The organism is Mannheimia haemolytica (assembly GCF_004342115.1).
GTDB lineage: Bacteria > Pseudomonadota > Gammaproteobacteria > Enterobacterales > Pasteurellaceae > Mannheimia > Mannheimia haemolytica.
Genome location: NZ_SMAC01000039.1, coordinates 1 through 20,710, shown reverse-complemented (window position 1 = coordinate 20,710; position 20,710 = coordinate 1). Strand labels below are relative to the sequence as shown.

Below are 20,710 nucleotides of genomic sequence, written 5' to 3'. Positions count from 1 at the left end.
TTATCGCCCAACAAATCCGCTTAACCTTACGCAAGACACAAGCTACCGTCATTGAATTTGCGGACTTAGTGTTGTTTGCGAGTATCAAAGGTTTGTTAAATGAGTTAGATGATAATGCCTTACAGCACTTTTTAGGTTATCCGGCTTTGAATAATAGCGGTGTGAATAAAGAAAGTAATATCGGCTTTGATGATGTGCCGAATGCTCGAGCCAATCTAAAACAATGGGCTGAAAAGTTAAAACTGAAAGTCGAGCCGGAGCCGTTGGCGGCATTTATGGCAAAACCGAAATTACAGCGGTTTGAATGGCGGAAGTGGTTGCAGTACGTAAAAGCTCAGCCTTGTATGTGTTGCGGTAAACAAGCAGACGATCCACATCATATTATCGGCTATGGCGGAGCGATGGGGAGTAAACAGCACGATTTATTTGTAATACCACTCTGCCGAATCCACCATGATGAATTACATCGTAATGTGGGTAAGTTTGAGCAAGATTACGGCTCGCAATTAGAGTTGTTGATTAAGTTTTTACATCGAGCGTTAGGTTTGGGGGTATTAGAAATAGATGGTTGAATTAATACTGCCCTATCCGCCAAGCGTAAATGACTATTGGCGGTGGGTAAGCAAAACAAGACGAGTGGTGTGTAAACGAGGTAAAGATTACCAATGGGCAACATTTCTTGCTACTCGAAATAAGCCGAAATTTGGCGGACAGGTTGAAATTGAGTGTGATGTTTACTTCCCCGATAACCGAGATCGGGATTTGGATAACTTAGGTAAGTGTATTTTAGATTCGTTGGTATATAGCAAAGTGATTGTTGATGACTCCCGAAAATATGTGAAAAAGCTCACATTTGAGGACAAAGGCAATCAAAAAGGCGGTGCGGTCATTGTGAGAATTAAGGAGCGTTTGAATGTTAATTGATATTAAAGGTGTATTAAACTTATGGGGTAGTTTCGTTAGGTTTACGGATTGCAAAGGCTATCCAACAATGCAGGCGTTTATGCGTGAATCTCCGCAAGAGAGAGAAAAACAACGCTATTTACCTCGATTAGATGATGATACCTTAGCCAAGGTTGATCGGCAGATTAGAAAACTAGACCCAGCCGGTAAAGCCAAAGCATACCTTGCCAATTTAGCTAAACCGAACGATAAGCGTGAGGAGTTAGAATCACTCGAGAGTGATGAACTGCAATTTGCTATTTTGTATCTGCGGTATGTTGCAGGGCTAGAAAATAAGCCTATTTGGCAGAAGTTGTCGCTCAGCAAGGGGGCCTTTGAAAATGAATTGCGACTTGCCGAGCGATTTGTGGAGGGAGTATTAATTGGTAGTGAGATTCGTCTGTTCTTGTAGTTTCTCAACGGCTAACTTAATCAGTTGGTTTTGAGGCATATCTAACTGCTTCGATAATTGTTCAATAAGAGCAATAGTTTCGAGGCTTAGCTTGTAAGATTTCGCTCTCACCCCTCTTCTTTCATCAGATAGTGCTTTTAATTCATTGGTTGACAATTTCATTCTAAATTCCTAAAATGACCCTGTTTGAAGAGCTGGGAGCTTTCGCCCCCAGCGAGTTATTTCAAGTTAGTAGGCTGGGGAGCTGATAACTAACAAGAAGATAACTAGGACAATGTACTTAAACATCGTTTGTTCCTTCTTCAAGCGTGAGGATTAAGCCTCACACTCACTTTCAACCCGAACCGTTGAAAGTGAGATTATTATAGTTCGGAACACCGAATAAAACAAGTGAATTTTCATTAGAAAGCCCATAGTTTTGTAAATTATGGGCTTTTTTGTATTTGTTTGATTAAAAAGTGTTGTATAGCTTAAGTATAAAGTGTATTATTTGTGGTAAGTTGCGGTTCATTGCATAGGTGGTGAACTTAAAAAGAATTTTACAGCCCTGAGCAGAAATGCTTGGGGCTTTTTATTTTAAGGGTGTAGCTCAATAGGTAGAGCAACGGTCTCCAAAATCGTTGGTTGTTGGTTTGAGTCCAGCCACCCTTGCCAAACGTGAGTAAATGTTATGTATAACCTTGATGATGCAATTCAAGAATGCAGAGAAAAATTTGGTGAAGATAAGCCTTATTTTTCTGAAGCTGGAACACTTACTTTTGCTGGTTGCAAAGCCCTCTCTCGATTAAGAGATGAAAAGTTAGGAATTAAGGCTCCGCCAAATTTCCCTTTCCCAAGGGTTGAAGATCTATCTTAGCTACAAAAATCAATGAGGGATTGCTATGACGGAACAACTAAATACTCAGTCAAAAAGCGGTGAAGAAGATCAAGAAAAATCTCAAGATCGCTATGCCGTGGGCTGGCCATCTCGACGTATATCAGATTGCGTTCAGCACTTCCGAAGTAGGAAAATTTATCCATTTGCCAGTAATAATGACGTGAAGCAAGGTTAAATGCTTCTGATGGGACAGAGTAAATTCAATCATTTTTACCCTCTGCTAGTTTATTTGTTGGGGAACAGTATTCTAGCAGAATTTTTAACCAAAGCTCAGTCTCACGACTGGGCTTTTTTATTGCCTCGAAACGGGGTGGAGTATGAATACAATGCCTGAAAAGAACCCTGATATATATACGCAGGCTTGGAATTATCTTGTAATGTTTTTAAGCAATCATAATGGCTGGATTTGTGGCGTTATCATTGCTTTTTTTACATCTATTACCAAGTCATTTCTGTATGGTAAAACAGATACACCTAAACGAGTGCTGGCAGAGGCTATCTTGTGTAGCGTTATTGCTGGCTCAATGCGTCCTATTTTAATTTATATCAATGCTGATGTATCACTGATTACCCCTATTGGTGCGGGAATTGGATTATTGGGTACAAGTGCAATTCGCCAGATGATTTTAAAATTCTTGAACAAAAAAGCAGGTGGTGAAAATGTGGATTAGTGAAAGTAAGTTTAAACAAGTATTCCCTAATGCAGTTAGTGGTATTTACTCAATTATTGACAAACACATTGAAAAAGCAGGCTGCAAAACAAAAGAGCAACAGGCGATGTTCTTGGCTCAGTGTGGTGTGGAATGTGCCGGATATAGTGTATTTGAAGAAAACCTTAACTATTCTGCAACTGCTCTATTGCGAACATTCCCGAAATACTTTAGCCAACACAATGTCGTACTTTATGCTCGAGATAAGCGTGCTATTGCTAATCGGGTGTATGCAAATCGAATGGGTAACGGCAATGAACAAAGTGGCGATGGTTGGAAATATCGTGGGCGTGGCTTAATTCAAATTACCGGTAAGGCAAATTATATCGAGTTTGCTAAATGGGAAGGCTTACCAAGTCTAGTGACTGACCCCGACCAAATCACTAAAAATCTAGCATTGACAGTACAGGTGGCTGTTTGGTACTGGGTAAGTCGCAAGTTATCCGAATTTAGCGACATTCTTACTGTTACTAAAAAGATTAATGGCGGAACGCACGGTCTAACTCAGCGTACAGCTTATTATAAAAAGCTAATGGCGGACTAAATGATTAAATACATTTATCTAGCTGCCACAGTAATGATTTTGGGTTTGTGTGGCTGGATTTGGCACCAGTCCAAGCAGATTGATGGCTTAAGAGCCGAAAACCAAACACAAGCCCAAACCATTGAGCAGCAGCAAAAAGCCAATCAACGGCTAACCGATAGCTTAGAGCAAGAGCGACAAGCGGTCGAAAAAAGCCAAAAAATTGCAAATGAGCTGCGGAATAAAGTGGAGGTGGCCAAGAATGAAATTACATCAATACTGGCACAAGACAGTTGTGCTAAGGCTGATTTGCCTAATGGTGTTGCTGATAGCATTAAGCGGTTGCACTAGCAAAACAATCGTCAGCACTGAGTATTTATATCCGCCTGCGGCTTACCTTGTGCCGTGCGAGCGGACAGCATTTAGCGGTAAAACCTACGGCGATACGGTGGATTATCTCATTAAAGTAATGGGAGAGCGTGATTTGTGTGCGAGTCAAATTGACCGTATTAGAGAGTGGCAAGCACAGACTAAGCAAGGGTTTAAATAACTTGGCGGATTAAACCGCTAATGAGAGTGGGAGCTTAATTGCTCCCTTTTCATTTGCGTTACATTACTTAGTTATGCTTTTGATTGTATCAAGATCATAACTAAGCAATGTGTTGCATAGTTTGTAAAAGGTACTCCCGAGGGGATACCCCTTTCCACGGGGTTGCGGCAGCGCGGTTTTCGGCAGTTTTTTGGGTTTCTAGGCATCATCATCTTCCTGTGATGTTGCCGTTTTTTTAGGCGGTTTTGATTTTTTTAGGATTTGAGCAAATGGATAACTTATTTGATCTAAAACTTAACATCAATCAGATCGCCGAACTCACCGGATTGCACCGCCAGACAGTATCTCAGCGAGTGGCAGGGCTCACCCCATCGCTTGGCAGTAACAGCAAATTAAAGCTCTATGCGCTGCGTGATTTAATCCTCACCGGGTTGGCGGAAAAGATGTCGGCGGATGTCGATAGCCTCTCTCCGGTTGATCGCAAGTCATTTTGGCAAGCGGAAAACGAACGTCTCAAATATGAGGAGAAAACAGGCGAGCTAATCCCAGCCTCCGAAGTGGCGTTTGAAATGGGTGCAATGGCAAAAGCAGTAGTGCAAACACTCGAAACCTTGCCGGATATTTTGGAGCGGGATTGTGGATTGCAGCCGAAAGACCTTATCCGGGTGCAACAAGTAATTGATGATGTGCGAGATCAGATGGCTCTCCATATCCAACAAGCCCCAACGACCGAACAGGGAGATGACTAATGTTTGCAAGTGCCAAAGAAATCCGCCGTGATATGGCGAACGCTGTCAAAGCACCTCGCCGAATGAAAGTCTCCGATGCCGTAGCGGAATATATGCGTGTGCCACTTGGCGGAGGAAACTCGGTCAAATGGGATAAACACACCGCCGCCTATATGTTAGAACCGATGGACTGCCTCAACAGCCGAGAATATGATGCGGTGATTTTTGTCGGGCCGGCACGAACGGGTAAAACCATCGGCTTGATTGACGGCTGGATAACCTACTCAATTATCTGCGATCCGTCCGATTTCCTGTTGGTGCAACTTACCCAAGAGAAAGCCAGCGAACATAGCCGAAAACGGCTTGACCGCACATTCCGCTGTTCGCCCGAAATTGCCAAGCGGCTAAGCCCACGCAAAAACGATAACAATGTCCACGACAAGTATTTCCGAGCGGGCAACTTGCTCAAAATCGGCTGGCCGTCTATCAATGTGCTTTCTTCATCGGACTACAAATATGTTGCTCTGACTGACTACGACCGCTGGCCCGAAGATGTGGACGGTGAAGGTGATGGTTTCTCCCTTGCCTCAAAGCGGACGACCACCTTTATGTCAGCAGGAATGACTTTGGTGGAGAGTTCGCCCGGTAAAGATATTGTTGATCTCAAACATATCCCGAAAAGCACCCACGAGGCTCCACCAACAACAGGCATTTTAAGCCTATACAATCGCGGTGATCGCCGTCGATTTTACTGGCAATGCCCTTGTTGCTCAGAGTATTTTGAACCATCAATGGCAAATATGGTTGGCTACCGAGAAGAAAGCGATTTTGTCAAAGCCAGTGAAAACGCACGGCTACAATGCCCCCACTGCCAAGCCTTGATTCCGCCCGAACTCAAACGAGAGCTAAACATCAAAGGCGTATGGCTCAAAGAGGGGCAAAAAATTGATGCAAGCGGTCAAATTAGTGGCGAAAGTCGCAAATCCCGTATTGCCTCCTTTTGGCTTGAAGGGCCAGCGGCAGCCTACCAAACGTGGGCGCAGCTCACCTACAAACTGCTCAATGCCGAACACGAATATGAAATGACTGGCAGTGAGGAAACCCTCAAAGCGGTAACAAATACCGACTGGGGGTTACCTTACTTACCACGATCTGCATTAGAACAACGCCGTTCTGATGAGTTAATGGAACGCCGTGAAGAGGTTGAAGAGAAAACCGTGCCACCGCAATGTCGCTTTATCGTGGCGGCAGTCGATGTACAGGGCGGCAAAAATCGCCGTTTTGTGGTGCAGATGGTTGGCTATGGCGAGAATGGCGAACGCTGGTTGATTGACCGCTACAACATCTCGCACACACTACCCGACAGAGATGGTGTGATCGAAAAAATCGACCCTCGTATTCCCGAAGATTGGCATATTCTGATTTCAGATGTGCTGGAAAAACGCTACGTCCTTGCTCACAAGCCGAGCGACTTTATGCCGATTTTGGCAATGGCGGTGGACAGTGGCGGCGAAGAGGGCGTAACCGACAACGCCTACCAATTTTGGCGAAAATGCCGCCGAGATGGCTATGCGAAACGGGTCTATTTAGTCAAAGGTGACAGCACCAAACGGCAAAAGCTCATCACCAAAACGCACCCCGACAACACCTCACGGAGCGACCGCCACGCCTCCGCACGGGGCGATGTGCCGTTGTATCTGCTCCAAACCGACTACCTCAAAGATCGGATTAACAACGCCCTTTCCCGTGATACGGTGGGGGCAAACTACATCCACTTCCCAGACTGGCTAGGCGAATGGTTTTTCAATGAATTGACCTACGAGGAGCGAGGAGCCGACGGCAAATGGCGGAAACCGGGCAAAGGCAATAACGAAGCCTTCGACCTGTTCTGCTATGCCCACGCCATTGCAATTTTACGAGGCTACGAGCGAATCAAATGGGGCGATGAAAACGATGTGCCAAGCTGGGCAAAACTGCCCGACATCAACCCTAACATCATTCGGGAAACGCCAAGAACGGCTGAACAAGCGGTCGAAATTGAAGAAAAACCCGCAAAACCACAACCCAAACCGACCAAAGCAAAAAGCAGTTGGCTAAGTGGTGGCGGACGAAAAACAGGAGGCTGGCTATGAGCCTTTACACCATCGATGAACTCAAAGACAAAATCCGCACGCTTGATGAGAAAATTGAGACCGCTCAATCGCAGGTGAGCTTTAACGGGCGGTCGGTATCCTATCAAGTGGCGGAATTAACCAAACAGCGTGATCGCTATCAAACAATGCTGGATGAACAACTTGCCCAAAGCGGGCAACACACCAAACAGCATCGAATTAAATATGCGAGGTTTATTTGATGAACTTCCTCGAAAAAACCATTGCCACCCTTTCCCCGAAATGGGCGGCAAATCGCTCTCGAAATCGCTATGTGCTAAATGCCTATGAGGCGGCACAGCCTAGCCGAACCCATAAGGCAAGCCGAGAGAGCAAAGGGGCAAACTCTACTGTTCGCCAAAGTGCGGTCAGCCTACGGGAACAGGCACGGGCGTTAGACCAAAATCACGATATTGTGATCGGCATTTTAGACAAAATGGAAGAACGGGTGATTGGCTCGAAAGGTATTCATATCGAACCACAGCCACTCACGCTTGCCGGTGATGTTCACGAAGATCTCGCAGAGCAAATCCGCAAGCTGTGGGCGGAATGGTCGGTGAAACCCGAAGTAACAGGCTTATATACTCGCCCCCTGTTAGAGCGAATGCTACTGCGAACTTGGCTACGAGACGGTGAAGTGTTCGTGCAGTTGGTGAAAGGCAAAGTGGCAGGGTTAGAACACGGCTCGCCGATTGCGTTTTCACTCGAAGCCTTAGAGCCGGACTTTGTGCCAATGCAATCCGATGAGGCAAAAAACGGCTTGGTGCAAGGCGTGTTTCTCAATGCGTGGCGGAAACCTACCGCTTACCAAGTCTATTTGGATAATCCGCAAGAAAGTAACGGAATGTACGGCAAAGTGAAAACCGTGTCGGCAGAAAATATGTTGCACCTCGCCTTTCGTAAGCGGTTACATCAAATCCGTGGCGTGAGTATGTTGCACGGCGTGATTGTGCGCTTGGCAGATCTGAAAGAGTACGAAGAGAGCGAACGAGTCGCCGCACGCATTGCCGCAGCGATGACGATGTACATTAAAAAAGGCGATGCGGCACTGTATGATGACGACAGTAACAGCGATGGCAACCGCCTGTTTGATATTGCCCCCGGTGCAGTGATTGATGATTTAAAACCGGGTGAAGACATTGGCTTAATCAATTCCAACCGCCCAAATGTGAATTTGGAAACTTTCCGCAATGGACAACTGCGAGCCACTGCCGCCGGTACTCGTTCGAGCTATTCGAGCATCGCCCGAGACTACAACGGCACTTACTCTGCTCAGCGACAAGAATTGGTTGAAAGTTTTGAAGGCTATGCGGTATTGCAAGATGCGTTTGTGGCGGCAATCAGTCGCCCGATTTATCGGGAGTGGCTCAAAATGGCGATTGCCTCACAAGCTATCAAAATCCCGTCCGATATTGATGAAAGATCGCTGTTTAATGCCGTCTATTCCGGCCCTGTAATGCCGTGGATTGATCCCATCAAAGAGGCGAATGCGTGGAAAGAGCGGATTAAAGGCGGTCTGGCAACCGAAGGGCAAGCGATTCGAGCCAGTGGCAATAACCCAGCCGAAGTCAAACGGCAACGGATTGTCGAAATCCGAGAAAACCAAGCCGAAGGGCTGAAATTTGATACCGATTTAACTAATTACAGCCAACAAAATAGCGGCAGTTCGAATAGAAATCTCGAAGATTCTACTAAAGAAAATGAAAAGGAGTAAATTATGACAACAGTTGTGTTAGATACAGTTAAAGTTGTGGCAAACCCACCAGTAATCAAGCCAATATTTCCACCAGAATTCAGTGAAATGGAAAAGCTGAAGCGTGAAAACTATTACTTTGGTCGTAGAATTGCTTATGCCCCAAATAAAGTTCAAAGTTATGTTTCTTTAGCAAACTCATCCGTAGAGTTAAGTAAGAAAATCAATGAGTTGGAAAAGAAAATTATTTCGGCTAAATCTATTGGTGAAATTTTTAAGATTATCAGTGGGTTACTTATGCTATATGCTAAAATTCTAAATAAAGTTGAGCAGGAGAAGTTAAAAAAACTGTATTCGTTACTTGTTTCACAGTATGACGAAGTTAATAAAATAAAAAAAGCATATTTATCTAAAAAAGAGATAGCAGAAAAAGCAGAAAAATCAAATCTTAAGAAATTCGCCTTAACAAAGGTAAATCCGAGAGATTATGATTTGATTTTATCTGTTTCAGGTGGTTCAAGATTGTGGTGGTTACATGTTGGTAAGCATAAAGCAGATGAAGTTAATGAGGCCCAGAAATTAATAGATGCATTGATCATACTCAATGAAACACTTACTGAGTTTTCAAATGAAAGTCATCGACTGGTAACAACTTTATCAAGGCATATTGTTACAAATATAAAACAAACCCCAAAATTACCGATTACATCTCGAAATAGAAATACTCCAGTCACATCCTTTGATATGCTTTACTATTATAGAGCTAAGACTGGCAAATCAGTTACTTTAAAACAATTAGGATTATTTAATACTGTCCGAGAGTTAGTAAAGAAACCAAATGCACTTGGTAAGAAAGATAACCGTAGCGTACATGGTGATTTTATTCAGCAAATCATTACTAAAAATGCTCGTTCTTTTAAAAATACTTACTCTTTTAAAGAAGGTATTTGGAATATTAATAATGCATTATGGGCAATTGGTAGTGCTATTGTTGAAGGCAATTTTACGGGTAGTGCGGTACAAAAAGGAGATAGATTTTATCTTGAAGGTAGTATAGATTATAGCTTTTATGATAAGTTTACTGATCCATACGATATTTTTAATATCATTCCTGGAGAATGGAATCCAGATGGTACAAGTTATGATATAAAAGATAACTGGAGAGAGAACGTTTCTATTCCTATTGATGAAAGAGCATATAAAAATCTAAATAAGAGGTAATAATGTTACTATGGCTATTTTTTTCCTTACTATTTTATGTATATGTATTTACATATTATCTTACCAAGCCATTAGTAAGTGAAAATTGGATATTATCATGTAGTTGTTGGGTGGCTCTAACATATGCCTTTTTATCTAGTTTAAAATGGAAAAATAGAGGAAGAAAATCAAGTTTTTATTGTATTTTTATCTATGTTTTTTTGATTTTTATTCATTTGATTGGTTCTCTACTAATTAGAGAGTTATTCCCAGAACACAATTTATTTTCTTATAATTTTGTATCTATTATGTTCAATATAATAGGTGTTCCAATAGGGATTATTCTATACTATTTAAAGAATAAAAATTAGTTATTTAAAACGCCTGTAATCTTTATTGCAGGCGTTTTTCTTTGGAGAAAAATATGAAATGGTACTCAATCCAAGCCAAAGCGAATGACACCGCCGAAATCTCAATTTTTGACGAAATCGGCTTTTGGGGTGTCACCGCCCAACAATTTGCTAAAGACTTAAAAGCCCTTGGCAACAATTTAAAACAAATCAATCTGCATATCCACTCGCCCGGTGGTGATGTGTTTGACGGCATTGCCATTTACAACCTGCTAAAAAATCACCCTGCTAACAAGACCGTCTATATTGACGGTCTTGCTGCATCTATGGCTAGCGTAATTGCAATGGCAGGCAGCGAAATCATTATGCCAGAAAACGCTATGATGATGATCCACAAACCGTGGGGCATTCAAGGCGGCGATGCCGATGATATGCGGAAATATGCGGATTTGCTTGATAAAGTGGAAAGCACGCTAGTTACGGCGTACAGCTCGAAAACTGGTAAATCTACCGATGAATTAGCAGAAATGCTGAAAGAAGAGACTTGGCTTAATGCCCGTGAGTGCATTGAGTTGGGTTTTGCTGATAAACTCGCCAATCCCCTTGTGGCGATGGCGTCTATTCAATCTAAAAAATTAGAGGACTATACAAAAATGCCAAACGAAATCAAAGCAATGTTATTTACGCCACAAGGCAATGCGGGGGCTGCAACCCCAACTCCTGAACAACCCCAACCCCCAGCGCAAGCGGTCGAAAATCCACAAAATGTGACAAAACCCGATGCGATGGCGGTATTAGCTCAACGTAATGCGGCGATCAAAGCGACCTTTGCCGCTTTCGGCACACAATTTGACGGCTTGCTGGCAGAATGTTTAGCTGATGTGTCAATGACCGCTGAGCAAGCCAAAGACAAGCTCCTTGCCAAACTGGGCGAAAACACCACCCCAAGCGTACCGCAAAACCACATTCACGCAGGTAACGGTAACATCGTTGGCGACAGCGTGAAGCAGTCGTTAATGGCTCGTGCTGGTCAAGATACCGACAAAACCAACGCAAGAGATAATGCCTACAATGCAATGACCTTGCGTGAATTGGCTCGTGCCTCATTGGTCGATCGTGGCGTGGGGATTAGCGGTTATACGCCAATGCAGATGGTCGGTCTTGCCTTTACCCATTCGAGTTCGGACTTTGGGCAAATTCTGATTGATGTGGCGCACAAATCCTTGATTAAGGGCTGGGAAACGGCGACAGAGAATTACGAGCAGTTTACCACTCGTGGCATTCTGACTGACTTCCGACCGGCAAAACGGGTTGGATTGGGTGAGTTTGGTTACCTGCCGGAAGTGGGCGAAGGGGAAGAATATACCTACGGCACCATCGGCGATGAAGGGGCGCAAGTGGCATTGGCGACCTACGGGCAATTATTTAGCATTACCCGTCAGGCGATCATCAATGACGATATGCACCTTTTAACCAAAATCCCGGAAAAAATGGGGCAAGCGGCAAAAGCCACTATCGCCAAATTGGTGTTTGCCTTAATCACCGGCAACGCTGTCGCCCAAGACGGAAAAAAACTGTTTGATAGCAGCCATAAAAATACGCTTGCGAATGCGAAGTTAGATGTTGAGCATATCGACAAGGCAATCCAGTTAATGAATGGCTTTGTAAACAGCCGTGGTGAACCGCTCTCTATTGAGCCAGAATTTATGCTGTTACCAACCTCATTGCATACCAAAGCAAAACAGATTCTTGGTTCGTCAAGCGTGGAAGGTGCAGACATCAACAGCGGTATCATTAACCCGATCCGTGATATTGTCAGCCCGATTAAATCGCCTCGCTTACAAATTGCAGATCCGAAATCATGGTACTTGCTCAATAAAGAGGCGATTGAAGTCTCTTATCTGGACGGGGTGGATAGCCCTTACATCGAGCAACAGCACGGCTTTACGGTGGACGGTGTTTCGACCAAAGTCCGTATTGATGCCGGTGTCAATGTGATTGACTACCGTGGCGTGGTGAAAGTGACCAACGCTTAATTGCAAAATAATAAACCCCGAGTTAGCGGAATAACTCGGGGTTTTGTTTTAACCCTTATCAGTCAAGGATTAAATTAAATGCAGTATAACATAGCAAGAGAGGTACGCAAAATGTTAGAACTAATGAATAAATCTACCAAAGCCAATGTGTTGATTTTCGGTATTTGGGCGATGGGGCTACTTTTTGCTTTATCGGCGTTTATTAGTGCAATGACCAATTTTATTTCTATTCTTCATTAAAGGAACCTAATTATGGCTAAAAACTATATTCAAGACGGCAATACGGTGCGTTTAACCACCACCAAAGCCGTAACCTCCGGTGATGTGATTGTCACCGAAGATTTAATTGCGATTGCAGTAACTGATGCGGCAAAAAACGAGGCGGTAGTCGGTTTAACCACCGGTGTATTTAGTGTGAAAGCGAAGCAAGCAGACGACATCAAACAAGGTGCGGTGCTGTATTGGTCGGAAGCAGACGGGGCAACGATCACGGCTGGCTCAAACAAACGCTTAGGCATTGCCTGGAAAGCCTCAGGCACATCATCTGCAACAGTTGATGTGAAAATCAATGTCTAGCCCGTTTGAGCAGGCAATGGCAGCCGCCGATCAAACCATCCAACACACAATGATGAGCGAATGGTTGATTGGCGGTAAGCCCTACCCTGCGACATACGATGAGGCACCAGCGATTTTTAATGGCTTGCACTCAAGCGATGACCGAGCTATCCACGGCACGGAACGCACGCTAACCCTATTTCGGGCGAGTGGCTACAAACCGAGATTGGACGACCGAGTGAGCGGAAATGGCAAGAAATACCTTGTTAAATCCTATCACTTTGTCGATCAGTTAATCGTATTGCAATTGGAGTAAACAATGGGTTCTAAAGTGACCGGTTTAAAAGAACTGCAAGCCTCCCTGAAAAAAATAGCTAGGCAAACCGTACCTAAAGCAGCCGCTCAAGCAATCCGTACTGTTGGGCGGCAAGCAATGAATAAGGCGGTTAAATCGGTGGCGGCAGAGATTGGCGTAAATCAAAAGACAATCAAAGGCAGAGCAAAAATGACGGCAAAACCCACACCGTCCCGACTGCAAGCCACGATTAAAGTCAATCGTACCCATATGCCGATGATCCGCATTTTAGAGCGAAAATCGAATCGCTTGTCAGTAAGCAAAGGCAGTATTCGGGTAGGAAAACATACGGTGCAACGGGGCTTTCGCCAACGGCTTGCGAACGGGAGAACGCACATTATGTTTCGTCAAGGTCGTAAACGCTACGGCATTGATGTAGCAAAAGTTCCGCTATCCCAACCACTTACGCAAGCATTTGAGCAAGAGTTGAAAAAATACCCAGAACAAGTGCAAGCTGAATTAGCCAAGCAACTCGCGGGGAAATTATGAAAATCCACACTAAAATCCGAAAAGAAGTCCTTGAATTATTACAGACCAAATTACCGGATATTGAGAATTTTTATAACGGGCTGCCAACTTTTATTGATATTGAGGAGCAGCAACTTGCAGTGTCGGTTTCTCTCGATGACATCAGTCTGCAAGAAATGACTGTTTGTAATGATCAATGGAGTGCCAAGCTCAACATTACAATCCATTTGAAATCTGTCGAGAATGCAGAAGATGAATTAGATGAGTGGGCGGAAAAAATTCGCGAAATTATCGACTATTCCGACTTTGAGTATTTAGAGACCATCTCACTCTCTCAATATCAGTATGAACAAGACCAAAACCAAAGAACATGGTACACAGCGACGTTAATCTTTGATGTTGAATATTAAACAAACAATTTCAATAGGAGAATTACAATGGCAAAAACGACAAAAGTCCAAGGTACGAAATTTAGAATTAGCGTTGGACGTGAGGCTCAAAAAGCAATTACCGCAATTAACTTAAATACTGCTACTCTAACGATTGCATCATCAGGCTACAAAAAAGGCGATGCCATCGAAATTACCGGTTGCGGTCAGTTAGACGGGATTTATCCTGTGCTGTCCGTGACAGGCGAACAAGTTAAACTTTGCGAAGAAGTAAAATGGGAAGGTAAAGACTTACCGACTAGTTATACTAAAGCGAAAGCTGCTTTGGTACAGTTCTCCGAGCAGTTCTGTGCGGTTAAAAATATCGAAAAATCCGATGACACCTTAAATACAGAAGATGTTACAACGGTTTGCTCGGAAGGCACAGAAACTGAGCCGGGTGAAATTGAGTTTGGCTCAATTAAATTGAGCTTTTTCCACAAGCCAACTACAGAAATGCAAGCCCGCTTACGCGAACTGTTTTTCAACAAATCCACCTTTGCCTATAAACTGGAATTACCGGATAACCACGGCACAACTTACGGTGTAGGCTTTATCGAATCCGGCAATGGTTTTAGCGGTGAAGTCAAAGGCAAATACGAAGGCTCTGTATCTATTAAGCCAAGCAAACGTGACTACTTGTTAGTTTAATTGCAAGAAATCAAAAAATTCGACCGCTTGTAGAAATAACAAGCGGTCTTTTTATATCAGAATTTTACAAAAGGAACGAACAATGACACTGCGTGAGAAACTCCTTGCCAACAAACCTAAATTACAACCTATCGAAATCAACGGTGAGACCTACTACCTACGTGAAGCCACTGTTGGCGATATGAATAAGCAGATTTTTGAAACCCGAAGCTGGCTCATTCAACAAGCAGAACAAGAAAATGTTGAATTACCGGCAGAAGATGATGAAACCTTTGATGAGGCTCTCAACCGTTTTGGCGAAAAATACCGCCTTGCTCAATCGGTTGCCTACCGCTTATGTGACGAAAACGGTGCATTACTGTTTAACCCACTTAACATTGACGATCTCAATGCGATTGCCGAATTAGACAGTAAAGTGATTATCGACTTTAACCAAGCCGTGTCCGCCCCAAAAGACTCAGCGAGCGAAGAAAGTTCCAGCTAACCCTTTCGCTCGCACTGAGCAAAACCCTTGAAGAAATCGAACAAATGCCCGAACGCCACTTTGCCGAATATCAACTTTTCTACCAAGAACAGCCTTTCGGCTTGTGGCGGGAAGATTACCGCACCGCCCAACTTGCCCACTTAACCGCAATGATCAACCGTGATCCGAAAGGCAAAGCCCCTGAACTTGCAGAATTTATGCCGTTTTTTAATCGGAGTGAGGATGTGGAGGAAATGGAAGATAATGGTGTGGCAGATTATTTGGCGAAAAGGTAAAGAAAACAGCTTGAAATTCCTTGCTCTTGGATATATATTTCCTCAAAGAGAAGGAGGGAAGTATGTTTGAAGCACTAGACCGTTTTATGATTAATACGATTAAAATTGCAATTATTGTATTTTTGGTCGCTTGCATCTTTATTAGTATGCCGAACTGGTGGATAGCTTCTATCTTAGTACTTTTCCCGACTGCCTATTTGCTTGATAAATACTGGTGGCGAAATACCGAAATGTATCGCCGCAAAATGGATAAATTAGTTAAAGAGATGAAAAATAATCGTCAAATCTAAATTAACATCAATTCTAGCCCGCTTTATGCGGGCTTTTTATTTGGGGTGAAAAAGTGAGTAGCTCAAACAGATTAACTATTACCTTAGATGTAGAAAATTCTAAGTTACTATCTGGATTCGCACAATCTGATACAGTAGCAAATAAGTTTGCTCGTAGCTTCATTTTGAATATGGATCAGGCTCAGCAAAAAGCACGTCAATTTGCTGATAGGTCGACAAAATATCTAAAAAATATTGAACAAGCAGCAAATAATCTTAATAGCTCTGTATCCAAAGAACGTTTTTGGCAAATTGCAAATCGGTTGCAATTCCCGACAAGTAAAGTGATTAGTTATGCCAATAGCTACACCGAACTCGGTAATAAACTCAAATTAGTCACCGAAAGTGAAGCCCAACAAGCCCGAGCAATGGCGGCGGTGTATGATATTTCGCTCAAAACCGCCCAATCTACACAGGCAACCTCTTCGGTTTATCAGACCTTTGCTCAAAATGCAAAACAGCTCGGTATTTCTCAAAACGATGTGGCAAAACTAACGGAAACGGTAGCCAAATCGGTTGCTATTTCCGGTGCAAGTTCGGCAACCGCTTCAAACGCCCTAGTGCAATTCAGCCAATCGTTGTTAATGGGTAAGCTCAAAGCCCAAGAATTTAACTCATTGATGACCCAAACACCGTCTGTTATTCAGGCGATTGCCAAAGGGTTAGGCATTACCACTGCCGAACTTAAAGCAATGGTGGATAACGGTGAGATGTCTGCTGAAAAAATGATTGAGGGGCTAAAAAAAGCAGAGAGTTATGTAAACGGACAGTACGCCAAAACAACCACTACAATTAGTGGAGCAATGCAAAATCTTTCAACTGCGGCTGAAAAGTGGGTTGGCGAAATGGATAGTACCGTTGGTGCGTCACAGAAAGCCGTTGCCGTTCTGAATGCGTTAAATGCTCATTTTGATACGTTCGCTAAAACAGCACTTGTCGCAGGTGGTGCATTTGTGCTTTTCAAAGGCTATATGAGTGTACGCCCATTTATCGAGGCTAGAGCGGCGATTTATGAGAATCGAAAAGCAATTATTGCGGAAAATCAGGCTCGCCAACAAACGATAGCTACTCGTCAGCAGGAATTGGTTGTACTCTCTCAACAAACCGCCTTAAAACTGGAACAAACATTACAAACCTACAATCAAAATAAAGCCGAATTAGAGGCGATTGCGGTTAAACAGCAGAAAATCACAAAAGAACGAGAAGAAATTGCTGTTGCTATTCAAGCGGCGGCAACTCGTACGGAAAGATTAGCGTTATCTGCTGAACTGCAAGCGCTAGATCAGAAAGAAATCGCTCTCGGGCAACAGAAAATAGCGGTTGAACGCCAGCAAATTGCAACAAAACAGGCTCTCAAAGTGGCGTATGCTGAAAATGCAGTTGCTCAAAGTGCAATGAATGCAGGTATGGTCACTGCAACCACAACAACCAGAGCGATGAATGGGGTTTTAGCGGCTGCAAGAGCTGAATTGAACTTACTGAAAGCAGCTGCACTGTCTAACCCATTAATGACTCTTGCAATGGTGGCAACGACTGCCGGTACTGCCCTTTGGGGATTTTTTGAAAGTCAAAAAGCAGCTCGTGAAGAAGCCCTCCGCTACGCGGACAGCTTAGACTCCGTTCGAGCCAATATCGAAAAAATGACTAAGGCTCAAACTGATGCAGAAATGGTTAAATTGTCTCGTTCTATCAAAGAACAGGAAACAGCATTAGCTAGTCTGAAACAACGCCAAGCTGAACTTACACGAGAAATCGAGCAAGGAGCTACGGTTTTAGATGATGCCTTTGGTGCCGGTGTCCGTTTCGAAAAAAGTGCGAAAGAGTTAGCGAAAGCACAAGAAGAGTTAAAGTTAGTTACTGCTGATGTTGAAAAAGCACAAAATACATTAAATGCCAGTTTAGAAGCTCAAGAAGCCTTACAAGCTCACGTTCCAATCGCTAACCTACGAGAGGAATTTGTCAAATTATATCCTCACATTGACGAAAGCCAAATCAAAGTTGATGGCTTAAATATTGCTATCGGTAATTTTACCGTCAAATCACCGGAGATGGTTATTGCCGCTAATAACATTGCTAATGCTCTTGGTGGCGTTGCCGGAGAGGCTATGAGAGCGGCTATTCTAGTCGCTAATCTGTCAAGTATGAAGCTGGATGCTAACGGTGCTGCAATTATCGATCCTAAACATCTTGAAAAAATCGAGCAAATTGAACGTAACAATGCGATTGCTTCGGCTAAAGGCAAAGATAAAATCGCATTGCAAGTAAAAGACGCTCTGATTAAATCAGGTATGAAAGAGGGCGATGCCGGATACGAGCGACTAAAAGCAGCATATGAGCAACAATTTACGTTGCAAAATGCCCCTAAGCGCGGCGGAAAACCGAAGAAAACCAAAGCCGAACGCTCTGCCGAAAGTTACCAAAACCAAGTAGCGGAGATGACCAATCGTTTATCCGGCTTAAAGATAGATAAAGAAGATCTCGTAAAATATGGTGGCATTTCTCAATATCAGGAAGTGCGTAAACTTACTGAAGATATTGCTCTGAATGCTGAAAAATATAAAAACTACGGCACTGAAGGCGTGGCTAAACTCAAAGAGCTGGCTGCTAAAATTGATTCTGAACAACAGCTTTTAGACATTGAGCAATTCCAAGTCGATCACGATAAAAAGCTAGAGGCAATGCAATTCGAGCTGGATTTACTGGGAAAAACTCGTACTGAAAAAGAATTGTTACAATTTAACAATCAATTAGATTTAGAGGCCGAGCGGCTGAAAATTAATATGACGAAAGAGAATATTGCTCTTTTAGATCAGAAAATTGCCAAAATTAAGGAAGAATACGAGCTACATCAGAAAAAGCAGGAAGAAACTCGTGCTTCTGTAATGATGGGAATAAAAGAAGGCTGGAACAATATTGAAACCGATGTCAGCAATGTGGCGGCAAATGTTGCCAATATTACTCAAAATACCTTTGACGGTATGGCGGATAGCTTGACTAATTTTGTGATGACGGGTAAAGCGGATTTTCGTAGTTTTGCTAATTCCATATTATCTGATCTTAGCAAAATGATTATCAAAATGATGTTATTTAATGCTATCAAACAAGGTGCAACTATGTTGTTTGGCTACCAAGGACCGACTACAACGGTAAATGGTAATGCTGTTTATGGATTAGGTACTTGGGCAACAGGTGGCTACACAGGCAATGGCGGCAAATACACCCCAGCGGGTATCGTCCACAAAGGGGAATACGTCATCACCAAAGAGGCAACCTCTCGTCTTGGTTTGGATTATTTGAATTATCTTAACTATGGCAGACGTGGTTTTGCCTCTGGCGGTGGTGTCGCTGTACCAAGAGTACCGTCATCATCTTATCAGCCGAAATCGGCTCAAAGTAGTATCAGCGTACAGGTCATCAATAATGGTGAGCCGGTAGATGCCAAAGTCAGCCAAAAACAGCAAGGCGAGCAAACGCAAATTACTGTTGAGTTAATGCGTAAAATTGCCCGTCAGGAAGCGAACGGAATGATTCAGAACAACTTTAGAGCCGGAGGAGTATTTGCCTAATGGAAACATTACAATGGTGTGTTCGCACCGATTTAGCGGTTGAAAATACCCCTGAAATAATGGAAGTCAAATTCGGCGATGGTTATACCCAACGCTCGCCCAAAGGCTTAAACAATTTATTACGAGCCTATACAGGCACAATCAAAGTGAAAAAGGGGGAACATTTAGCGGTGGAGGCATTTTTTGCCAAACATCGTGGTGTTTCCCCTTTTTACTTTAAAGATCCGTACACACAACAAAACAAAAAGGTAGTGTGTAGCAGTTGGCCCGCAAAAATGGTTGGCTTAAACCATTGGGAATTTAGTGTAACCTTTAAGGAAGTACCCTAATGCCTGTTAGCATATCCAATCAAATGAAACTCGACCTTGCCAAACTTGAGCAAAATGCAATGCTTGATTTGTACGAGGTAGATTTACGCACATTAAAGGATAAAAGCGGTAATGCTGGCTCAGTTTACCGCTTTTATTCGGGGTTAAATGAACTCAAAACAAGTATTGTCTGGCAAGGGCGGACTTACGATCCGTACCCGATTGAGGCAAGTGGATTTGAACGAAACAGTAGCGGCCCGAGCAATCGCCCGACTCTCACGCTATCAAATCTGTTTGGTTTAATTACCGGCATTGCCAATCAGTTTGACGAATGTATTGGTGCGATTGTCCGCCGGCATCAGGTTTATGCTCAATATTTAGATGCCGTGAATTTTGCCGGGGGTAATGCGAAAGCTGATCCAAATCAGGAAATAATCAGTCATTTTGTGATTGAGCAGCTTACCAGCCTCACCCGAGAAACGGCGACCTTTACGCTGGCATTACCGATTGAAACCGATAATGCCAAAATACCCAGCCGACTGATTATGGCAGACACCTGCACTTGGATTTACCGCTCGTCAGAATGTGGTTATACCGGTAAGCAATATTTTGATGAAAAAGATAAAGCGACGTCAGATCCAAAAGCCGATAAATGCAGTCATTGCTTGAATGGTTGTACATTGCGAGGTAATCAACGCAATTTTGGTGGATTCGTGTCTGTAAATAAATTGGGGTAAGAAATGGAATTGGAGCAACAAATAATCGACTACGCTCTCCAACACGAGCCGCACGAAATGTGTGGTTTTGTTGTTTTTGACGGCACGAAAAATCAATTTATCCCTTGTGAAAACCAATCGGAAGACAAAGCCAATTACTTTGAAATATCCGATCTTGATTACATCAAAGCAGAAGAAAAAGGCGAACTGGTAGCGGTGGTACATTCACATCCCGAGCCAAACGGCAAGCCTATATTATCTGTGCTTGATCGCAAAATGCAGGTACAGACCGGTTTAGATTGGTGGCTAGTGCATAATCGGCAAATCCATAAATTCCGCAATGTACCACATTTAATCGGGCGTGAGTTTAAACACGGCACAATGGATTGCTACACGCTCTACCG

General features: G+C 43.3%; 29 protein-coding genes and 1 tRNA gene. 29 read left to right on the top strand and 1 reads right to left on the bottom strand.

All coding sequences use genetic code 11. From position 1 onward, the window contains the following. The 3 genes from EDC41_RS12130 to EDC41_RS12120 all read left to right on the top strand — a co-directional run. On the top strand, positions 1–572 hold a 572-nt coding region (locus tag EDC41_RS12130), incomplete at its 5' end, for a DUF968 domain-containing protein (RefSeq protein WP_132303691.1). Next, positions 565–924 carry a RusA family crossover junction endodeoxyribonuclease gene (locus tag EDC41_RS12125; protein ID WP_020824218.1) on the top strand — a complete coding sequence of 120 codons (360 nt, stop codon included), beginning with the start codon at positions 565–567 and terminating at the stop codon, positions 922–924. The genes EDC41_RS12130 and EDC41_RS12125, both read left to right, overlap by 8 nt. Further along, complete coding sequence (locus EDC41_RS12120; protein ID WP_006252752.1) at positions 914–1,354, top strand: hypothetical protein; 441 nt, start codon at positions 914–916, stop codon at positions 1,352–1,354. Before EDC41_RS12125 ends, EDC41_RS12120 begins: the two co-directional genes overlap by 11 nt. On the opposite strand, the gene EDC41_RS12115 is transcribed toward EDC41_RS12120, so the two are convergent. Then, complete coding sequence (locus EDC41_RS12115; RefSeq protein WP_006251708.1) at positions 1,322–1,516, bottom strand: hypothetical protein; 195 nt, start codon at positions 1,514–1,516, stop codon at positions 1,322–1,324. The two genes, EDC41_RS12120 and EDC41_RS12115, sit on opposite strands and share 33 nt — an antisense overlap. Positions 1,517–1,932: 416 nt before the next feature. On the opposite strand from EDC41_RS12115, the gene EDC41_RS12110 reads away from it, so the two are divergent. The 26 genes from EDC41_RS12110 to EDC41_RS11990 form a co-directional block, all read left to right on the top strand. Next, positions 1,933–2,008, top strand: a tRNA-Trp gene (locus tag EDC41_RS12110). 16 nt (positions 2,009–2,024) lie between these two features. Beyond that, the gene (locus EDC41_RS12105) at positions 2,025–2,210 is read left to right on the top strand and encodes a hypothetical protein (RefSeq protein WP_006251707.1); all 186 of its coding nucleotides are present in this window, start codon (positions 2,025–2,027) and stop codon (positions 2,208–2,210) included. A gap of 25 nt (positions 2,211–2,235) precedes the next feature. Further along, on the top strand, positions 2,236–2,406 hold the full coding sequence (locus tag EDC41_RS13620) for a hypothetical protein (RefSeq protein ID WP_006250096.1): 171 nt from the start codon (positions 2,236–2,238) through the stop codon (positions 2,404–2,406). A gap of 142 nt (positions 2,407–2,548) precedes the next feature. Continuing rightward, entirely contained in the window at positions 2,549–2,902 is a 354-nt protein-coding gene (locus tag EDC41_RS12095) for a phage holin, lambda family (protein WP_020824216.1), read from the top strand. Further along, complete coding sequence (locus tag EDC41_RS12090) at positions 2,892–3,485, top strand: glycoside hydrolase family 19 protein (RefSeq protein ID WP_020824215.1); 594 nt, start codon at positions 2,892–2,894, stop codon at positions 3,483–3,485. Before EDC41_RS12095 ends, EDC41_RS12090 begins: the two co-directional genes overlap by 11 nt. After that, a complete protein-coding gene (locus tag EDC41_RS12085; RefSeq protein WP_020824214.1) occupies positions 3,486–3,815 on the top strand; it encodes a DUF2570 domain-containing protein in 330 nt (109 codons plus the stop codon). After that, complete coding sequence (gene lysC, locus EDC41_RS13615) at positions 3,781–4,014, top strand: Rz1-like lysis system protein LysC (protein WP_020824118.1); 234 nt, start codon at positions 3,781–3,783, stop codon at positions 4,012–4,014. The genes EDC41_RS12085 and lysC overlap by 35 nt, the downstream gene beginning before the upstream one ends. Positions 4,015–4,283: 269 nt before the next feature. After that, positions 4,284–4,763, top strand: coding sequence for a DUF1441 family protein (locus tag EDC41_RS12075; protein WP_020824213.1), 480 nt, complete (start codon positions 4,284–4,286; stop codon positions 4,761–4,763). Next, positions 4,763–6,874 (top strand): phage terminase large subunit family protein, encoded by a 2,112-nt coding sequence (locus EDC41_RS12070; RefSeq protein WP_020824212.1) that lies wholly within the window; start codon positions 4,763–4,765, stop codon positions 6,872–6,874. The genes EDC41_RS12075 and EDC41_RS12070 overlap by 1 nt, the downstream gene beginning before the upstream one ends. Next, complete coding sequence (locus EDC41_RS12065) at positions 6,871–7,095, top strand: Rho GTPase-activating protein (RefSeq protein ID WP_015484701.1); 225 nt, start codon at positions 6,871–6,873, stop codon at positions 7,093–7,095. The genes EDC41_RS12070 and EDC41_RS12065 overlap by 4 nt, the downstream gene beginning before the upstream one ends. After that, positions 7,095–8,606: a phage portal protein gene (locus tag EDC41_RS12060; RefSeq protein ID WP_020824211.1), complete on the top strand. Its 1,512-nt coding sequence runs from the start codon at positions 7,095–7,097 to the stop codon at positions 8,604–8,606. The genes EDC41_RS12065 and EDC41_RS12060 overlap by 1 nt, the downstream gene beginning before the upstream one ends. Positions 8,607–8,609: 3 nt before the next feature. Beyond that, complete coding sequence (locus EDC41_RS12055; RefSeq protein WP_020824210.1) at positions 8,610–9,806, top strand: hypothetical protein; 1,197 nt, start codon at positions 8,610–8,612, stop codon at positions 9,804–9,806. 403 nt (positions 9,807–10,209) lie between these two features. Then, positions 10,210–12,171: a ClpP-like prohead protease/major capsid protein fusion protein gene (locus EDC41_RS12050; protein WP_020824209.1), complete on the top strand. Its 1,962-nt coding sequence runs from the start codon at positions 10,210–10,212 to the stop codon at positions 12,169–12,171. Positions 12,172–12,249: 78 nt separating this feature from the next. Further along, entirely contained in the window at positions 12,250–12,411 is a 162-nt protein-coding gene (locus EDC41_RS13610) for a hypothetical protein (protein ID WP_158497199.1), read from the top strand. A 12-nt stretch (positions 12,412–12,423) separates the two neighbouring features. Beyond that, entirely contained in the window at positions 12,424–12,747 is a 324-nt protein-coding gene (locus EDC41_RS12045; protein WP_020824208.1) for a DUF2190 family protein, read from the top strand. After that, the gene (locus EDC41_RS12040) at positions 12,740–13,042 is read left to right on the top strand and encodes a phage tail protein (RefSeq protein ID WP_020824207.1); all 303 of its coding nucleotides are present in this window, start codon (positions 12,740–12,742) and stop codon (positions 13,040–13,042) included. Before EDC41_RS12045 ends, EDC41_RS12040 begins: the two co-directional genes overlap by 8 nt. A 3-nt stretch (positions 13,043–13,045) precedes the next feature. Then, positions 13,046–13,570, top strand: coding sequence for a phage tail protein (locus EDC41_RS12035; RefSeq protein ID WP_020824206.1), 525 nt, complete (start codon positions 13,046–13,048; stop codon positions 13,568–13,570). Then, positions 13,567–13,959 (top strand): phage tail terminator protein, encoded by a 393-nt coding sequence (gene gpU, locus EDC41_RS12030; RefSeq protein ID WP_020824205.1) that lies wholly within the window; start codon positions 13,567–13,569, stop codon positions 13,957–13,959. Before EDC41_RS12035 ends, gpU begins: the two co-directional genes overlap by 4 nt. Before the next feature lie 27 nt (positions 13,960–13,986). After that, positions 13,987–14,628: a phage tail protein gene (locus EDC41_RS12025; RefSeq protein ID WP_020824204.1), complete on the top strand. Its 642-nt coding sequence runs from the start codon at positions 13,987–13,989 to the stop codon at positions 14,626–14,628. An 82-nt stretch (positions 14,629–14,710) separates the two neighbouring features. Next, positions 14,711–15,112, top strand: coding sequence for a hypothetical protein (locus EDC41_RS12020; RefSeq protein WP_020824203.1), 402 nt, complete (start codon positions 14,711–14,713; stop codon positions 15,110–15,112). 44 nt (positions 15,113–15,156) lie between these two features. Next, positions 15,157–15,387 (top strand): phage tail assembly protein T, encoded by a 231-nt coding sequence (locus tag EDC41_RS12015; RefSeq protein WP_020824202.1) that lies wholly within the window; start codon positions 15,157–15,159, stop codon positions 15,385–15,387. 62 nt (positions 15,388–15,449) lie between these two features. Then, complete coding sequence (locus tag EDC41_RS12010; RefSeq protein WP_020824201.1) at positions 15,450–15,677, top strand: hypothetical protein; 228 nt, start codon at positions 15,450–15,452, stop codon at positions 15,675–15,677. Positions 15,678–15,730: 53 nt separating this feature from the next. After that, the gene (locus tag EDC41_RS12005; RefSeq protein ID WP_020824200.1) at positions 15,731–19,282 is read left to right on the top strand and encodes a phage tail tape measure protein; all 3,552 of its coding nucleotides are present in this window, start codon (positions 15,731–15,733) and stop codon (positions 19,280–19,282) included. After that, a complete protein-coding gene (locus EDC41_RS12000; RefSeq protein ID WP_020824199.1) occupies positions 19,282–19,611 on the top strand; it encodes a phage tail protein in 330 nt (109 codons plus the stop codon). Before EDC41_RS12005 ends, EDC41_RS12000 begins: the two co-directional genes overlap by 1 nt. Beyond that, the gene (locus EDC41_RS11995; protein ID WP_020824198.1) at positions 19,611–20,327 is read left to right on the top strand and encodes a phage minor tail protein L; all 717 of its coding nucleotides are present in this window, start codon (positions 19,611–19,613) and stop codon (positions 20,325–20,327) included. The genes EDC41_RS12000 and EDC41_RS11995 overlap by 1 nt, the downstream gene beginning before the upstream one ends. Positions 20,328–20,330: 3 nt before the next feature. After that, a partial coding sequence (locus EDC41_RS11990) for a C40 family peptidase (RefSeq protein ID WP_207901585.1) occupies positions 20,331–20,710 on the top strand: 380 nt, incomplete at its 3' end.

What these genes read in the sequence shown, in the direction of transcription:
- EDC41_RS12055 (WP_020824210.1), top strand. Translation starts at nt 8,610, where the DNA reads ATGACAACAGTTGTGTTAGATACAGTTAAAGTTGTGGCAAACCCACCA.
- EDC41_RS12035 (WP_020824206.1), top strand. Translation starts at nt 13,046, where the DNA reads ATGGGTTCTAAAGTGACCGGTTTAAAAGAACTGCAAGCCTCCCTGAAA.
- EDC41_RS12025 (WP_020824204.1), top strand. Translation starts at nt 13,987, where the DNA reads ATGGCAAAAACGACAAAAGTCCAAGGTACGAAATTTAGAATTAGCGTT.
- EDC41_RS12095 (WP_020824216.1), top strand. Translation starts at nt 2,549, where the DNA reads ATGAATACAATGCCTGAAAAGAACCCTGATATATATACGCAGGCTTGG.
- EDC41_RS12115 (WP_006251708.1), bottom strand. Translation starts at nt 1,516, where the DNA reads ATGAAATTGTCAACCAATGAATTAAAAGCACTATCTGATGAAAGAAGA.
- EDC41_RS12045 (WP_020824208.1), top strand. Translation starts at nt 12,424, where the DNA reads ATGGCTAAAAACTATATTCAAGACGGCAATACGGTGCGTTTAACCACC.
- EDC41_RS12090 (WP_020824215.1), top strand. Translation starts at nt 2,892, where the DNA reads ATGTGGATTAGTGAAAGTAAGTTTAAACAAGTATTCCCTAATGCAGTT.
- EDC41_RS12125 (WP_020824218.1), top strand. Translation starts at nt 565, where the DNA reads ATGGTTGAATTAATACTGCCCTATCCGCCAAGCGTAAATGACTATTGG.
- EDC41_RS12120 (WP_006252752.1), top strand. Translation starts at nt 914, where the DNA reads ATGTTAATTGATATTAAAGGTGTATTAAACTTATGGGGTAGTTTCGTT.
- EDC41_RS12060 (WP_020824211.1), top strand. Translation starts at nt 7,095, where the DNA reads ATGAACTTCCTCGAAAAAACCATTGCCACCCTTTCCCCGAAATGGGCG.
- EDC41_RS12065 (WP_015484701.1), top strand. Translation starts at nt 6,871, where the DNA reads ATGAGCCTTTACACCATCGATGAACTCAAAGACAAAATCCGCACGCTT.
- EDC41_RS11995 (WP_020824198.1), top strand. Translation starts at nt 19,611, where the DNA reads ATGCCTGTTAGCATATCCAATCAAATGAAACTCGACCTTGCCAAACTT.
- EDC41_RS12070 (WP_020824212.1), top strand. Translation starts at nt 4,763, where the DNA reads ATGTTTGCAAGTGCCAAAGAAATCCGCCGTGATATGGCGAACGCTGTC.
- EDC41_RS12015 (WP_020824202.1), top strand. Translation starts at nt 15,157, where the DNA reads ATGCCCGAACGCCACTTTGCCGAATATCAACTTTTCTACCAAGAACAG.
- EDC41_RS12075 (WP_020824213.1), top strand. Translation starts at nt 4,284, where the DNA reads ATGGATAACTTATTTGATCTAAAACTTAACATCAATCAGATCGCCGAA.
- EDC41_RS12000 (WP_020824199.1), top strand. Translation starts at nt 19,282, where the DNA reads ATGGAAACATTACAATGGTGTGTTCGCACCGATTTAGCGGTTGAAAAT.
- EDC41_RS12105 (WP_006251707.1), top strand. Translation starts at nt 2,025, where the DNA reads ATGTATAACCTTGATGATGCAATTCAAGAATGCAGAGAAAAATTTGGT.
- gpU (WP_020824205.1), top strand. Translation starts at nt 13,567, where the DNA reads ATGAAAATCCACACTAAAATCCGAAAAGAAGTCCTTGAATTATTACAG.
- EDC41_RS12010 (WP_020824201.1), top strand. Translation starts at nt 15,450, where the DNA reads ATGTTTGAAGCACTAGACCGTTTTATGATTAATACGATTAAAATTGCA.
- EDC41_RS12040 (WP_020824207.1), top strand. Translation starts at nt 12,740, where the DNA reads ATGTCTAGCCCGTTTGAGCAGGCAATGGCAGCCGCCGATCAAACCATC.
- EDC41_RS12085 (WP_020824214.1), top strand. Translation starts at nt 3,486, where the DNA reads ATGATTAAATACATTTATCTAGCTGCCACAGTAATGATTTTGGGTTTG.
- EDC41_RS13610 (WP_158497199.1), top strand. Translation starts at nt 12,250, where the DNA reads ATGCAGTATAACATAGCAAGAGAGGTACGCAAAATGTTAGAACTAATG.
- EDC41_RS12020 (WP_020824203.1), top strand. Translation starts at nt 14,711, where the DNA reads ATGACACTGCGTGAGAAACTCCTTGCCAACAAACCTAAATTACAACCT.
- lysC (WP_020824118.1), top strand. Translation starts at nt 3,781, where the DNA reads ATGGTGTTGCTGATAGCATTAAGCGGTTGCACTAGCAAAACAATCGTC.
- EDC41_RS13620 (WP_006250096.1), top strand. Translation starts at nt 2,236, where the DNA reads ATGACGGAACAACTAAATACTCAGTCAAAAAGCGGTGAAGAAGATCAA.
- EDC41_RS12050 (WP_020824209.1), top strand. Translation starts at nt 10,210, where the DNA reads ATGAAATGGTACTCAATCCAAGCCAAAGCGAATGACACCGCCGAAATC.